The 14,434-nt window shown below is 68.2% G+C and carries 17 protein-coding genes; 16 read left to right on the top strand and 1 reads right to left on the bottom strand.

The window, feature by feature from the left end; genetic code table 11:
* The first annotated feature begins 1 nt into the window (after position 1).
* The 14 genes from prfA (at position 2) to ACZZY9_RS02805 (ending at position 12,283) form a co-directional block, all read left to right on the top strand.
* Positions 2-1,084, top strand: coding sequence for a peptide chain release factor 1 (prfA, locus tag ACZZY9_RS02870; protein ID WP_463462907.1), 1,083 nt, complete (start codon positions 2-4; stop codon positions 1,082-1,084).
* The gene (gene prmC, locus ACZZY9_RS02865; RefSeq protein ID WP_463462906.1) at positions 1,081-1,971 is read left to right on the top strand and encodes a peptide chain release factor N(5)-glutamine methyltransferase; all 891 of its coding nucleotides are present in this window, start codon (positions 1,081-1,083) and stop codon (positions 1,969-1,971) included. Before prfA ends, prmC begins: the two co-directional genes overlap by 4 nt.
* A gap of 38 nt (positions 1,972-2,009) precedes the next feature.
* Positions 2,010-2,687 (top strand): L-threonylcarbamoyladenylate synthase, encoded by a 678-nt coding sequence (locus tag ACZZY9_RS02860; RefSeq protein ID WP_243215124.1) that lies wholly within the window; start codon positions 2,010-2,012, stop codon positions 2,685-2,687.
* On the top strand, positions 2,684-3,964 hold the full coding sequence (locus ACZZY9_RS02855) for an MraY family glycosyltransferase (RefSeq protein ID WP_320478307.1): 1,281 nt from the start codon (positions 2,684-2,686) through the stop codon (positions 3,962-3,964). Before ACZZY9_RS02860 ends, ACZZY9_RS02855 begins: the two co-directional genes overlap by 4 nt.
* The gene (locus ACZZY9_RS02850; protein WP_463462905.1) at positions 3,961-4,389 is read left to right on the top strand and encodes a hypothetical protein; all 429 of its coding nucleotides are present in this window, start codon (positions 3,961-3,963) and stop codon (positions 4,387-4,389) included. The genes ACZZY9_RS02855 and ACZZY9_RS02850 overlap by 4 nt, the downstream gene beginning before the upstream one ends.
* Positions 4,390-4,595: 206 nt before the next feature.
* Positions 4,596-5,402, top strand: coding sequence for a F0F1 ATP synthase subunit A (gene atpB, locus ACZZY9_RS02845; protein WP_192058118.1), 807 nt, complete (start codon positions 4,596-4,598; stop codon positions 5,400-5,402).
* A 56-nt stretch (positions 5,403-5,458) separates the two neighbouring features.
* On the top strand, positions 5,459-5,692 hold the full coding sequence (atpE, locus tag ACZZY9_RS02840; RefSeq protein ID WP_043594505.1) for an ATP synthase F0 subunit C: 234 nt from the start codon (positions 5,459-5,461) through the stop codon (positions 5,690-5,692).
* 20 nt (positions 5,693-5,712) lie between these two features.
* The gene (locus ACZZY9_RS02835; RefSeq protein WP_192058115.1) at positions 5,713-6,273 is read left to right on the top strand and encodes a F0F1 ATP synthase subunit B; all 561 of its coding nucleotides are present in this window, start codon (positions 5,713-5,715) and stop codon (positions 6,271-6,273) included.
* A 2-nt stretch (positions 6,274-6,275) separates the two neighbouring features.
* Complete coding sequence (locus tag ACZZY9_RS02830) at positions 6,276-7,070, top strand: F0F1 ATP synthase subunit delta (RefSeq protein ID WP_192058113.1); 795 nt, start codon at positions 6,276-6,278, stop codon at positions 7,068-7,070.
* Positions 7,071-7,131: 61 nt separating this feature from the next.
* Positions 7,132-8,769, top strand: coding sequence for a F0F1 ATP synthase subunit alpha (atpA, locus tag ACZZY9_RS02825; RefSeq protein ID WP_192058112.1), 1,638 nt, complete (start codon positions 7,132-7,134; stop codon positions 8,767-8,769).
* A gap of 43 nt (positions 8,770-8,812) precedes the next feature.
* Positions 8,813-9,712 (top strand): F0F1 ATP synthase subunit gamma, encoded by a 900-nt coding sequence (locus tag ACZZY9_RS02820; protein ID WP_463462904.1) that lies wholly within the window; start codon positions 8,813-8,815, stop codon positions 9,710-9,712.
* 39 nt (positions 9,713-9,751) lie between these two features.
* Positions 9,752-11,212: a F0F1 ATP synthase subunit beta gene (gene atpD, locus ACZZY9_RS02815; RefSeq protein ID WP_192058108.1), complete on the top strand. Its 1,461-nt coding sequence runs from the start codon at positions 9,752-9,754 to the stop codon at positions 11,210-11,212.
* A 2-nt stretch (positions 11,213-11,214) separates the two neighbouring features.
* Positions 11,215-11,475: a F0F1 ATP synthase subunit epsilon gene (locus ACZZY9_RS02810; RefSeq protein ID WP_463462903.1), complete on the top strand. Its 261-nt coding sequence runs from the start codon at positions 11,215-11,217 to the stop codon at positions 11,473-11,475.
* A gap of 22 nt (positions 11,476-11,497) precedes the next feature.
* The gene (locus ACZZY9_RS02805; protein ID WP_463462902.1) at positions 11,498-12,283 is read left to right on the top strand and encodes a YaaA family protein; all 786 of its coding nucleotides are present in this window, start codon (positions 11,498-11,500) and stop codon (positions 12,281-12,283) included.
* On the opposite strand, the gene ACZZY9_RS02800 is transcribed toward ACZZY9_RS02805, so the two are convergent.
* Positions 12,253-12,813, bottom strand: a complete 561-nt coding sequence (locus tag ACZZY9_RS02800) for a methylated-DNA--[protein]-cysteine S-methyltransferase (RefSeq protein ID WP_463462901.1) — start codon at positions 12,811-12,813, stop codon at positions 12,253-12,255. The two genes, ACZZY9_RS02805 and ACZZY9_RS02800, sit on opposite strands and share 31 nt — an antisense overlap.
* A 169-nt stretch (positions 12,814-12,982) precedes the next feature.
* Here ACZZY9_RS02800 and ACZZY9_RS02795 point away from each other — a divergent pair, with 169 nt between their 5' ends.
* Both ACZZY9_RS02795 and ACZZY9_RS02790 read left to right on the top strand, forming a co-directional pair.
* The gene (locus ACZZY9_RS02795; protein ID WP_463462900.1) at positions 12,983-13,489 is read left to right on the top strand and encodes an FHA domain-containing protein; all 507 of its coding nucleotides are present in this window, start codon (positions 12,983-12,985) and stop codon (positions 13,487-13,489) included.
* Positions 13,486-14,286 carry a PP2C family protein-serine/threonine phosphatase gene (locus ACZZY9_RS02790; RefSeq protein ID WP_463462899.1) on the top strand — a complete coding sequence of 267 codons (801 nt, stop codon included), beginning with the start codon at positions 13,486-13,488 and terminating at the stop codon, positions 14,284-14,286. Before ACZZY9_RS02795 ends, ACZZY9_RS02790 begins: the two co-directional genes overlap by 4 nt.
* Positions 14,287-14,434: the final 148 nt, after the last annotated feature.

The following is a 14,434-nucleotide window of genomic DNA, read 5'->3' as shown; positions in this document are numbered from 1 at the left end:
AGTGTTCGAGTCGGTGGCGGTGCTGCTGGCCGAGCACGACGCTCTCCAGACCCAGCTCAGTGATCCCGCCGTCCACGCCGATGCGGCGCGGGCCAAGAAGATCAACCGGCGCTACGCCGAGCTCAGTCGGATCGTGGCGGCGCACACGGCCTGGCAGCAGGCCGGCGACGACCTCGAGGCGGCGCGTGAGCTCGCCAAAGAAGACGCCGCCTTCGCCGACGAGGTGCCCGCCCTCGAGCAGGGGCTCGACGAGACCCAGGAGCGCTTGAGGCGCCTCCTGATCCCTCGCGACCCCGACGACGGCCGCGACGTGATCATGGAGATCAAGGGCGGCGAAGGAGGTGCGGAGAGCGCTCTGTTCGCCGCCGACCTCCTGCGCATGTACCTGCACTTCGCCGAATCGCGCGGTTGGAAGACCGAGATGATCCAGAGCGACGACTCCGACCTGGGCGGCTACAAGAACGTGCAGATCGCGATCAAGTCGAACGCGAGCGACCCCTCGCAGGGCGTGTGGGCGCACCTGAAGTACGAAGGCGGCGTGCACCGTGTCCAGCGCGTGCCGGCCACCGAGTCGCAGGGCCGCATCCACACGTCGACCACGGGTGTCCTCGTGTTCCCCGAGGTCGATGCGCCCGAAGAGGTCGACATCAACCAGAACGACCTGAAGATCGACGTGTACCGCTCGAGCGGCCCCGGCGGCCAGTCGGTCAACACGACCGACTCCGCCGTCCGCATCACCCACCTGCCGACGGGCATCGTCGTGGCGATGCAGAACGAGAAGAGCCAGCTGCAGAACCGCGAGGCCGGCATGCGCGTCCTCCGGGCCCGCATCCTGGCGCGCCAGCAGGAGGAGCAGGCGGCGATCGCCTCCGACGCCCGCAAGAGCCAGATCCGGGGGATGGACCGCTCCGAGCGGATCCGCACCTACAACTTCCCCGAGAACCGCATCGCCGATCACCGCACCGGGTACAAGGCCTACAACCTCGACGCCGTCATGGACGGCGCTCTCGGGGCGGTCGTCGACTCGTGCATCCAGGCCGACGAGGAGGCCCGACTGGCCGAGATCGGCGACACCGCGTCGTGAGCGAGACCGTCTCGGGCGCCTTCGCGACCGTGAGGACCGTCGACGCGGCCCTGGCGGCCGCCGAGACGGTCCTCACGGCGGCAGGTGTCCCGAGCCCCGCCGTCGACGCCGAGCTGCTCGTCGCGCATGTCACGGATCTGGGTCGCGGGGTGGTCCGGGCCAAGGCGGTGACACGCGCGCCCCTGGCGGAGGGCGTCGTCGACGCACTCGCCGCGCTCGTCGTGCGCCGCGCCTCCCGCGAGCCCCTCCAGCACATCACGGGCACCGCCGCGTTCCGGGGGCTGACCCTCGCGGTCGGGCCCGGGGTGTTCGTTCCGCGCCCCGAGACGGAGGGCGTCGCGCAGATCGCCATCGACGCGCTCCGCGCGGTGGCGTCCGCCCAGCCGATCGCCGTCGATCTCGGCACCGGCAGCGGGGCGCTCGCGCTCGCGCTGGCCACGGAGGTGCCGCACTCCCTCGTCTCGGCGGTCGAGCTGTCGCCCGAGGCCGCCGTCTGGACGCGCCGCAACATCACCTCCGTCGGCGCCGAGAACATCCGACTCGTCGAGGGGGATCTCGCCGACGCCCTGCCCGAGCTCGACGGCTCGGTCGACGTCGTGGTCTCCAACCCGCCCTACGTGCCTCTCGGGATGATCCCGCGCGACCCCGAGGTGCGCCTGCACGACCCGGCGCTCGCGCTCTACGGCGGCGACGACGGGCTCGTCGTGGTCCGCTCGCTGTCGCTGACCGCACGTCGTCTGCTGAGGCCCGGGGGAGTCCTCGTGATCGAGCACGGCGAACTCCAAGGAGGCGCGATCCGGGAGCTCCTGCAGGCCGACGGATGGCGCGGGGCCACCACCACGACCGACCTCACGGGGCGCGACCGTGCGACCACGGCGGTGCGCTGAGCGGGCTCTGCGGTCCGTCGCACTACTATCGACAGGTCATGGCCTCTCTCTACGACTGCTCCGTCGACTCCGAGCTGCTCGCCGGCATGCGCTTCGCGCGTGCCGCCATCGGGCGCGGTGAGCTCGTCGTCCTGCCCACCGACACGGTCTACGGCGTCGGCGCCGACGCGTTCGACCCCGCCGCGGTCCAGCGCCTGCTCGACGCGAAGGGTCGCGGGCGACAGTCGCCGCCGCCCGTGCTGATCAAGGGGCTCGACACGCTCGCGGCCCTCACCGAGTCCGTCCCCGACGTCGTGCGGCCGCTGCTCGACGAGTTCTGGCCCGGGCCGCTGACGGTCATCTTCCGAGCGCAGCCGTCCCTCACCTGGGATCTCGGCGAGACCCGCGGCACCGTCGCCCTGCGCATGCCGAGCCACCCTCTGGCGCTCGAGCTGCTCGAAGAGACCGGTCCGCTCGCCGTCTCGAGCGCGAACCTCACGGGTCGGCCCGCGGCGACGACGGCGGCCGACGCCCGCGACATGCTCGGCGACTCGGTCTCCGTCTACCTCGACGCCGCCGCCGTCGGATCGGACTACGAGCGGCGCCCGGGGGCGAACACCGGCTCGACGATCGTCGATGCGACCGCCGCCGAAGACGGCGTCCTCCGGATCGTCCGGCACGGCGTGCTCGCCGACACCGAGATCACGCGCGTCGTCGGAGTCGACGCGATCGCGTGAGGTACTACCTGCTCGCGATGGCCATCGCGGCGGCGGTCAGCTTCGTCATGTCGGTGGTGGCCTGGCGGGTCGGCCTCAAGTACAAGATCTATCCCACCATCCGCGAACGCGACGTCCACAAGACGCCGACCCCGCGACTCGGCGGTGTGGCGATGTACGCCGGCGTGGTCGTCGCGCTGCTCTCCGCCTGGCTGATCTTCCCGCTCATCTCCGGCGTCGACTACTTCCGCCTCGTGTTCGCCGACGCCGGTCCGCCGCTGGCGATCATCGCGGCGGCGACGATCATCGTCGTCATCGGCGTGGTCGACGACCTCTACGACCTCGACTGGATGACGAAGCTCGCCGGGCAGATCATCGCGGCGGGGGTCCTGGCCTGGCAGGGCGTCCAGCTGGTCTCGCTTCCCCTCGGCGGCAGCCTGGCCATCGGCTCGCCCTACATGTCGCTCATCCTCACCATCCTCGCGGTGGTGCTCGTGATGAACGCCGTCAACTTCATCGACGGACTCGACGGTCTGGTCGCCGGGGTGGCCATCGTCGCCAACGGCGTGTTCTTCGTCTACAGCTTCGTCATCTCGATCACGATCGGTCAGACCGAGTACTTCAACCTGGCGGCGCTGATCTCCGCCGTGCTGATCGGCGCATGCCTCGGCTTCCTGCCGCTGAACTGGCACCCCGCCCGACTCTTCATGGGCGACGCGGGCGCCCTGCTGACGGGGCTCCTCATGGCGACGAGCGCCATCTCGGTGACGGGCCAGATCGACCCGGCGCAGATCTCACGGACGGCGCTCCTGCCGGCCTTCATCCCGATCCTGCTCCCGTTCGCCATCCTCATCGTGCCGCTGCTCGACTTCGGGCTCGCGGTCCTCCGCCGGGTGAGCGCCGGCAAGTCGCCGTTCAGCGCCGATCGGAAGCATCTGCACCACCGCCTCCTCGACATGGGTCACTCGCACTTCCAGGCCGTGCTGATCTTCTACGCATGGACGGTCGTCGTCGCCGTCGGCTGCCTGATGTTCCTCTTCGTCAAGCCCACGTACTTCGTCATCGTGTTCCTCTGCGTCGGGCTCGTGGCCTGCACCGCCGCCACGCTCGCGCCGCTCAGCCGACGCAAGCGCGTCGAGATGGCCGTCCAGACGACCCCGCGCGATGATCTCGAGGTCAGCGCGTCCGGTCGCTTCGATCCGCTCGACGAAGCGGCCTCCGCGCTCGACCCCGCCGACACCGACACGGCCGCACAGGCCGCCGTCCCGGAACTCTCACCCCCGAAGGAACGACCATGAACGACGCCCGATCGATCTTCGTGCAGGTGCTGCGCTACACGGCCGTGCTGGCCCTCGTCATCGCCGTCGTCGGAGGAGGCGCGGGTTACCTCGCCGCCGGCACCGACGGCCTGTACAGCGCCCTCCTCGGAACAGCCCTCGCCGTGCTGTTCGCGGGCATCACGGCCGCCAGCATGCTCGTGGCGATCCGCTTCCAGCTCGCCGCCTTCTTCGGCATCGTGATGGGCGCGTGGCTCCTCAAGCTCGTCATCTTCATCGTCCTCCTCGTGCTGGTGCGCGATCAGCCGTTCGTGGACGACGTGGTGCTGTTCCTGTCGCTCGTGGTCTCGATCATCGGGACGCTCGCGATCGACGCCCTGGTGGTCGTGAGGGGGCGGCTGTCGCACGTGAGCGATGCGACGCTGCCCCCGGCGCCACGCGACTGACAGCAGACCCTCGCGGCACTGCCAGCGAACACTGCAGCGGGTGAAATAAGCTCAGCCGATTCGTCTCTGCGGTCCATACCTTGGTAGGGTTATCTCCGTTCCCCGGCCGCGATTCTCTGCGGGTTATCGGATGACAAACCCACCAATCGTCGCGACACTTCAGGGTGCTCGCCCCGACACAGGAGATAGCGCTGATAGCGAACGCTGTGAACCTGCTCTCCGCCGCCGATGCCGGCCACGGAGACGGGGGATTCCACGCCCCGACTCTTGACGAGTTCTTCCCGCCCGCCATCTTCTTCGAGGGCACGCCCTTCGAACTGAACCGCATCATGCTGGTCCGCCTCTTCGCGATCGCCGTCATGCTGCTGCTGTTCTGGCTGGCTCTCCGCAAGGGCCGGCTCATCCCGTCCCGTGGGCAGAGCATCGCCGAACTGGGCCTCGACTTCGTCCGCATCCAGATCGTCGAGGAGATCCTCGGCGAACGACTCGGTCGCAAGTACCTGCCGATCCTGGCCGCGATGTTCTTCGGCATCTTCGCGATGAACATCACCGGCATCATCCCGGGGCTCAACATCGCCGGCACGTCCGTCGTCGCCATGCCGCTGCTGCTGGCCGTCGTCGCGTACATCATGTTCATCTACGCGGGCATCCGCGAGGCGGGTACGGGCACGTTCTTCCGCAACGCGCTCTTCCCGCCCGGTGTCCCGTGGCCGATGTACATCCTGCTGACGCCGATCGAGTTCATCAACATCTTCATCGTGCGTCCGATCTCGCTCGCTCTCCGACTCCTGCTGAACATGATGGTCGGGCACCTCCTGCTGGTGCTCTGCTTCGCGGCGACGCACTTCTTCTTCTTCAGCATGAGTGGCGGGTTCATGGCCTTCGGCGCCCTGACCCTCATTGGCGGCTTCGTCATGACCATCGTCGAGATGGCCGTCGCGATCCTGCAGGCCTACGTCTTCACACTCCTCGCCTCGGTCTACATCCAACAGGCTGCGGCGAAAGAACACTAAGAACGACGACGGCGTCCGTCGACCGACGGACACCGCCCAACCGGAAGGAAACACAAGTGGACACCACCACGATCCTCGCTGAGATCAACGGCAACATCGCGACCGTCGGCTACGGCCTCGCTGCGATCGGCCCCGGTATCGGTATCGGCATCGTCGCGGGCAAGACCGTCGAAGCCATGGCTCGTCAGCCCGAGCTCGCCGGCCGCCTCCAGGTCACCATGTTCCTGGGTATCGCATTCACCGAGCTGCTGGGCTTCATCGGCCTCGCCGCCGGCTTCATCTTCTCCTGATCAGTTAGGACGACACACCGATGATCGAGACGATCCTCGCGGCCGAAGGCGGCGCGCCCGAAGGGGCTGCCATCTTCTTCCCCGCCGATTACGACATCCTCTGGTCCCTCGTCGTCTTCGTGGTCATCGCTGCGTTCTTCGGGATCTTCGCGATCCCCAGGTTCCGCAAGATCCTCGACGAGCGCGCCGAGAAGATCGAGGGTGGCATCAAGCACGCCGAGGCCGCTCAGGCCGAGGCCGCCGTGGCCCTCGACGAGTACAAGAAGCAGCTCGCAGACGCTCGGGCCGAGGCTGCGCGCATCCGTGAGGCAGCGCGAGCCGAGGGCAACGAGATCCTCGCCGAGATCAAGCAGCAGGCTCAGGCCGACGCCGATCGCATCACCGCATCGGCACACGCCCAGATCGAGGCCGAGCGCCAGGCAGCCGTGGCGTCCCTCCGCGCCGAGGTCGGATCGCTCGCGATCGACCTCGCGTCGGGTGTCATCGGCGAGTCGCTCAACGACGACGCCAAGGCGTCGGCCGTCGTCGACCGCTTCCTGGCCGATCTCGAAGCCGACCAGAACGCTAAGGCGGGCAGCTGACGATGGGTTCCATGTCCCGAGAGGCCCTCGGGTCGGCACGGTCCGTCCTCTCCGATCTGGGTGGGGCGGCCGACCTGGCCACCGGCGAGCAGCTGCTCGACGCTGGCCGGGTCATCGGCGGCTCGGTGCAGCTGCAGGCCTACTTCGCCGATCCGTCGACAGACGTCGTCGTCAAGAAGCAGCTCGTGGACCGGCTCTTCGGTTCGTTCTCCGAGGCGGCACGGGCCCTGCTCGTGTCGGTCGTCGGCAGCCGATGGTCGTCGTCCCGCGATCTGCTCGCCGGCATCGAAGAACTCGGGTTCCGGGTGATCGCTCTCAGCGCCCCCGGTGACAGCGGCATCGAGAACGAGCTCTTCGCGTTCGACGCCGTCGTCCGATCCGACGCCCAGCTCGAGCTGGCCATCGGAACCAAGCTCAGCGACGCGTCGTCGAAGGCGGGTCTGGTCCAGCGTCTGCTGGGCGACAAGGCGAGTCCTCAGACGCTCGCCATCGTGTCGCACCTCGTGCGTCAGCCTCGCGGTCGGCGCATCGGCGAACTGCTCCGCACGGCTGCCGACATCGTCGCCGATCAGTCCGACCAGCTCGTCGCCACCGTGACGAGTGCGACCCGGCTCGACTCGTCGCACGTCGCTCGTCTCGAGGCGGGGCTCGCGCGACAGTTCGGGCGTAATCTCCGCATCAACCAGGTCATCGACCCGGCCATCATCGGCGGTCTGCGAGTGCAGGTCGGCGACGAGGTCATCGACGGGACCGTCGCTACGAAGCTGAGTCTCCTCCGACTCCAGCTCGCCGGTTAGACGCGACCTCCCCCACACAGACTCGAGGCCTCCTGAAGCCTCGCTACGAATAGGAATCACAATGGCAGACATCAAGATCAGCCCCGATGAGATTCGCGACGCGCTGAAGGACTTCGTCTCGTCGTACGACCCGTCGAAGGCCTCCACCACGGAGGTCGGCCACGTCACGGACGCCGCCGACGGCATAGCGCACGTCGAGGGTCTCCCGGGCGTCATGGCGAACGAGCTCATCCGCTTCGCGGACGGCACCCAGGGCCTCGCCCAGAACCTCGACGAAGACGAGATCGGCGCGATCGTCCTCGGCGAGTTCTCCGGCATCGAAGAGGGCATGGAGGTCACCCGTACGGGAGAGGTCCTCTCGGTCCCCGTCGGTGACGGCTACCTCGGCCGCGTCGTCGACCCGCTCGGCGCCCCGATCGACGGACTCGGCGACATCGCGACCGAGGGTCGTCGTGCTCTCGAGCTCCAGGCTCCCGGCGTCATGCAGCGCAAGTCGGTCCACGAGCCCATGCAGACAGGCATCAAGGCCATCGACGCCATGATCCCCGTCGGCCGTGGCCAGCGTCAGCTGATCATCGGCGACCGCCAGACCGGCAAGACCGCCATCGCCATCGACACCATCATCAACCAGAAGGCGAACTGGGAGTCCGGCGACGAGACCAAGCAGGTGCGCTGCATCTACGTGGCCATCGGTCAGAAGGGCTCGACGATCGCCTCCGTCAAGGGCGCGCTCGAAGAGGCCGGCGCCATGGAGTACACGACCATCGTCGCCGCTCCCGCGTCCGACCCCGCCGGCTTCAAGTACCTGGCGCCGTACACGGGCTCGGCCATCGGTCAGCACTGGATGTACAGCGGCAAGCACGTCCTCATCATCTTCGACGACCTGTCGAAGCAGGCCGAGGCGTACCGCGCCGTGTCGCTCCTGCTGCGTCGCCCGCCGGGCCGCGAGGCGTACCCCGGCGACGTCTTCTACCTGCACTCGCGTCTCCTCGAGCGTTGCGCGAAGCTCTCCGACGAGCTGGGTGCCGGTTCGATGACGGGTCTGCCCATCATCGAGACCAAGGCGAACGACGTGTCGGCGTACATCCCGACCAACGTCATCTCGATCACCGACGGTCAGATCTTCCTGCAGTCCGACCTGTTCAACGCGAACCAGCGTCCCGCCGTCGACGTCGGCATCTCGGTGTCGCGCGTCGGTGGAGACGCTCAGGTCAAGTCGATCAAGAAGGTCTCGGGCACGCTGAAGCTCGAACTGGCGCAGTACCGGTCGCTCGAGGCGTTCGCGATGTTCGCCTCCGACCTCGACGCCGCCAGCCGTCGTCAGCTCGCCCGTGGTGCGCGTCTGACCGAGCTGCTCAAGCAGCCGCAGTACTCGCCCTACCCCGTCGAAGAGCAGGTCGTCTCGATCTGGGCCGGTACCAACGGCAAGCTCGACGAGGTCCCCGTTCCCGACATCCTCCGGTTCGAGCGTGAGCTGCTCGACTACATGGGTCGCAACACCGACGTGCTGAGCAAGCTGCGCGACACGAACGTGCTGAGCGACGACATCGTCTCGGCCCTCGACTCCGGCATCGACTCGTTCAAGCAGGAGTTCCAGACGGGTGAGGGCAAGCCCCTCGCCTCTGTCGGGCGCGAAGAGTTCACGGCCACCGACGCCGACGACGTCAACCAGGAGAAGATCGTCAAGACGAAGCGCTGACGCGCTCTTCGACGATCACGACTGACGAGACAACAGGAGAACAATGGGAGCCCAACTCAGGGTCTACCGACAGAGGATCCGCTCGGCGCAGACGACCAAGAAGGTCACGCGCGCCATGGAGCTCATCTCCGCGTCGCGCATCCAGAAGGCGCAGGCGCGGATGAAGTCCTCGGGTCCGTATTCGCGGGCCATCACGCGGGCGGTGTCGGCCGTGGCGACGTTCTCGGACGTCGATCACATCCTCACCACCGAGCCCGCGACGATCGAGCGCGCTGCGATCGTCGTCTTCACGTCCGACCGTGGTCTCAACGGCGCGTTCAGCTCGAACACGCTGAAGGAGAGCGAGCAGCTCGCCGAGCTGCTGCGCAGCCAGGGCAAGGACGTCGTCTTCTACATCGTCGGTCGGAAGGCTCAGAACTACTTCGCCTTCCGCAAGCGCGATGCGGAGCAGATCTGGACGGGCAACACCGACCAGCCCGAGTTCGCGACGGCGAAGGAGATCGGCGATGCGGTCGTCGGCAAGTTCCTTACCGAGGCGGCCGAAGGCGGAGTCGACGAGATCCACATCGTCTACAACCGCTTCGTGAACATGGTCAGCCAGGTCCCCGAGGTCGTCCGGCTCCTTCCCCTGGAGGTCGTGGAGGGCATCGAGGAGCCTGCCGACGACGAGGTGCTCCCGCTGTACGACTTCGAGCCGGATCCGACGGAGGTGCTGGACGCGCTTCTGCCCGTCTACATCGAGAGCCGCATCTTCAACGCCATGCTGCAGTCCGCGGCTTCCGAGCACGCGGCGCGTCAGAAGGCCATGAAGGCGGCGAGTGACAACGCCGACACCCTCATCCGCGACTTCACCCGTCTGGCGAACAACGCCCGACAGGCCGAGATCACGCAGCAGATCTCCGAGATCGTGGGCGGCGCCGACGCCCTCAGCTCGTCCAAGTAGATCTGCACCCCAGTTTCATCATCCGAAGAGAGAGAAGCCATGACTGACACCGCAACCGCGCCGGTCGCGACCGAGTCGGCTCCCGGCGTCGGGCGAATCGCCCGGGTCACGGGCCCCGTCGTCGACATCGAGTTCCCGCACGACGCCATCCCGGGCGTCTACAACGCGCTCAAGACCACGATCACCATCGGCGACACGACCAGCGAGCTGACGCTCGAGGTCGCGCAGCACCTCGGTGACGACCTCGTCCGCGCCATCGCGCTGAAGCCCACCGACGGACTCGTCCGCGGCCAGGACGTCACCGACACGGGCGGTCCCATCTCCGTTCCCGTCGGTGACGTCACCAAGGGCAAGGTCTTCAGCGTCACGGGCGACATCCTGAACCTCGAGGGCGACGAGCAGATCGAGATCACGGAGCGCTGGCCGATCCACCGCAAGCCCCCGGCCTTCGACCAGCTCGAGTCGAAGACCCAGCTGTTCGAGACCGGCATCAAGTCGATCGACCTCCTGACCCCGTACGTCCAGGGTGGGAAGATCGGCCTCTTCGGTGGTGCCGGCGTCGGCAAGACCGTCCTCATCCAGGAGATGATCCAGCGCGTCGCGCAGGACCACGGTGGAGTCTCCGTCTTCGCCGGTGTCGGTGAGCGGACTCGAGAGGGCAACGACCTCATCGCCGAGATGGAAGAAGCGGGTGTCTTCGACAAGACGGCCCTCGTCTTCGGCCAGATGGACGAGCCGCCGGGAACGCGACTCCGTGTCGCCCTGTCGGCGCTGACGATGGCGGAGTACTTCCGCGACGTGCAGAAGCAGGACGTCCTGCTCTTCATCGACAACATCTTCCGCTTCACGCAGGCCGGCTCCGAGGTGTCGACCCTCCTCGGTCGCATGCCCTCCGCCGTGGGCTACCAGCCGAACCTCGCCGACGAGATGGGCGTCCTCCAGGAGCGCATCACCTCGACCCGTGGCCACTCGATCACGTCCCTGCAGGCCATCTACGTGCCTGCCGACGACTACACCGACCCGGCCCCGGCGACGACCTTCGCGCACCTCGACGCCACGACCGAGCTCTCCCGTGAGATCGCATCGCAGGGTCTGTACCCCGCGATCGACCCGCTGACCTCGACCAGCCGCATCCTCGACCCCCGCTACCTGGGTGATGCGCACTACAACACGGCCATCCGCGTCAAGGCGATCCTCCAGAAGAACAAGGAGCTCCAGGAGATCATCGCGATCCTCGGTGTCGACGAGCTCTCCGAAGAGGACAAGATCACCGTCTCGCGTGCCCGTCGCATCCAGCAGTTCCTCTCGCAGAACACGTACATGGCGAAGAAGTTCACGGGTGTCGAAGGCTCGACCGTGCCTCTGAAGGAGACCATCGAGTCGTTCACGGCCATCGCCGACGGCGAGTTCGACCACGTGGCGACCCAGGCGTTCTTCAACGTCGGCTCGATCTCCGACGTCGAAGAGAAGTGGGCTCAGATCCAGAAGGAGAACGGCTGATCGTGGCTGCTCTCTCAGTGAGCGTCGTCTCGGCCGACCACGAAGTGTGGTCGGGCGAGGCGTCGTCGATCGTCGCTCGCACCGCCGAGGGTGAGATCGGGATCCTCCCGGGTCACGAGCCCATCCTCGCCATCCTGGCCACCGGTCAGGTGCGCGTCCGGTTGTCCGACGGCACGTCCGTCGAGGCCACCGCCGACGACGGGTTCCTGTCCGTCGAGAACGACACGGTCACCGTCGTCGCGCGCAACGCGCAGCTCGTCTGACCCGTTCGTCCTCCGCTCCACCGTGCTGTTCCTGCTGCCCCCGTCCGAGACGAAACTCGACGGGGGCAGCGGTGCGTCCAGGCTCGAACTCGACGGCCTCGCGTACCCCGGCCTCACCGGCGTGCGTCGTGACGTGATCGGGCGCCTGTCGCGGCTGGTATCCGACGACGTGGCAGCCCTCGCCGCGCTCAAGCTCGGCCCCCGCCAGCATCACGAAGTCGTGCGCGACCGTGAGATCGAGACCTCTCCGACCATGCGGGCACTGAGCCGCTACACCGGCGTGCTGTTCGACCCTCTGGATGCCGCGGGCCTGTCTCCGGCGGCCTGGCAGTGGGCCCACCGCCACATCCTCGTGCACTCGGCGCTCTTCGGACCGGTGCGTGCCACCGATCGCATCCCCGCGTACCGGCTGTCGCACGACTCACGACTGCCCGGTGCGTCGCTCCGATCGACCTGGCGCCGACCCGTGTCGGAGGTGCTCGACGCCGACGGCGAATTCGTCGTCGACCTGCGCTCCGAGGGATACGTCGGGCTCGGGCCCGTGGGCGACCGATCGACCTACATCCGGGTCGTCTCCGATGAGGGCGGTCGTCGGCGGGCGCTGAACCACTTCAACAAGAAGTCGAAGGGGCTGCTCATGGCGGCGCTCCTCGCAGATCGACCGACGCTCGAGACCGGCGTCGACTTCTTCGACTGGTGCCATGAGAACGAGATCGTCGTCGAACCCGGAGACGAGACCCTGCTCGTCGCCGAGTCGCTGCTCGAGAGGGAGTCCGTTCAGGTGACCGGCACCGGGCCCTCCCGATAGACGATCCCCTCGTGACGGAGCAGCCACTGCTTCGTCTCGACTCCGCTCCCCACCGTGTAGCCCGTCACACCGCCAGTGCGCCCGAGGACGCGATGGCACGGGATCAGCAAGGGCAGGGGGTTCGCCGCGACGGCCCCGCCGACGGCTCGGCCGGCCTGCGGGCTGCCGATGACACCTCCCAGACGGCCGTAGGTCGTCGTCTCGCCCCACATGACGTCCGTCAGCGCCGACCATATCGAGCGCTGGAACATGGTGCCGGTCATCCGCAGCGGCAGATCGAACCGCCGACGGTGACCGGTGAAGTAGTCGCCGAGCTGACGTCGCGCAGCATGCAGCAGAGCGTCCGGTCGTTCGTCGAGATGATCGTGGGGGAGCGGCCCCGTTCCGGCGACGACGACGCGTTCGACGGCGAAGTGCCGGGTGACGATCTCGATGCGGCCGATGGGGCTGTCCAGTCGGACGAAGCCGACGTCGTCCTCCACGCGGTCGTCGTCCGGTGGGAGCGGAGGCACGAGGACGAGGTCAGGCATGGCGTCACCGTAGGAGGCGCACACGGCGGCGGGGCGGGGCTCGGGCGGGGGTGTGGACGGATCGCGTCGATCGGCGTCGGTGGAGGAGACGACGGGGGGCGCGACCGGCGCTAGCGTGTCTGACGAGGCGGTCCGCGCCTCCTCGGCTGCCCGACGGAAGGACGACCGCGTGAGATCCGACGACTCCGATCGGGGCGAGCGCCCCGACGACACCGTGCTGTCCCGGCTCGACGACACGGTGCTCCGACGCACCGACCGTCGAGGGTCCGCAACGGTCGGTACCGAGACGCCGGCTCCGGCGCCACGCCGCCTGTCGGGCGTCGTGATCGGCGACAGCGTCTTCCGGCTGGACGGACCCGTGGTCGTCGGCCGCCGCCCGACGGCACCCCGGGTGGTGCGCGGAACCGAACCCCGGCTGGTGTCCGTCCCGTCTCCCACGCACGAGGTGTCGGGCAGTCACGTGGAGTTCCGGCAGGACGGCGACGTGGTGGTGGTCACCGATCTGCGGTCGACCAACGGCACGACCGTGAGGTCGCCGGCGCGGCTTCCGGTGAGACTTCGGCAAGGCGAGTCGACCGTGGCGGTTCCAGGCACGATAGTTGACCTAGGCGACGGGATCTCCCTCGAGATCGTCGCCCCCATCAGATCCACCGCTCAGGAAGAACCCCACACGTGACAGAGCTCGGCCGCCCGACGACCGCCCACACCGTGACCGTCGGCGACGACTCGGTCGTCCTCGACTGGGCCGGTGCGACCGACGTGGGGCGCAGGCGGGCCCACAACGAAGACAGTCTCCTCGCGGAGTCGCCCTTCTTCGTCGTCGCGGACGGCATGGGCGGGCACAGCGCCGGCGACGTGGCGAGCGACGCGGTCGTGCGCCGCATGCTCGAGGTGTCCGAGGGTGCGACGGCCTCGACCGACGACGTCGAGGAGGCGCTGCGCCGTGCGACGGCGGACATCGCGGTCGCGGCGGAGGAGACCGAGCTCGGCGTCGGGACGACCGCGACGGGGGCCGTGCTGACGCACGGCGACGAGGGCTTCGAGTTCACCGTCTTCAACGTCGGCGACTCGCGCGTGTACCTCCTGCACGAGGGGCGTCTCCACCAGGTCACCGTCGACCACTCCGTGGTCCAGGAGATGGTGAACGCCGGTCTGCTCAAGGCGGAGGACGCCGAGGGCCACCCCGACAGCAACGTCATCACCCGCGCCGTCGGGTTCGACACCGACCAGGAGCCGGACTACTGGCGGGTGCCCGCCCGACCCGGCCTGCGCCTCCTCGCCTGCTCGGACGGGTTGACGAAGGAGCTGTCCGGTCAGCGCATCGAGGAGATCCTGGTCGATGTGAGCGATTCGCTCGCGGCCGCCGGCGCACTCGTCGATGCCGCCGTCGAGGCCGGTGGGCGCGACAACGTCACAGCGGTGGTCATCGACGTCCGAGCCGCTGGCGAGGTGTCCGGCACCGCCGACGAGTGACCCGGGTCGCGGTCCACCGCGTCGAGGTGCGTCGATCCCTCCCCAGAAGTGGGGGAGGGTGCGCCACCCCGCGGAGTCGCCGCTCGTGGCGAGAGGCCCGGCGGCGACACCTACAATCGATCGCGCCGACCCGACGTCGGCCCACCTG

The organism is Frigoribacterium sp. AC394, assembly GCF_979258095.1.
This window is presented reverse-complemented; position numbering and strand designations above follow the sequence as displayed.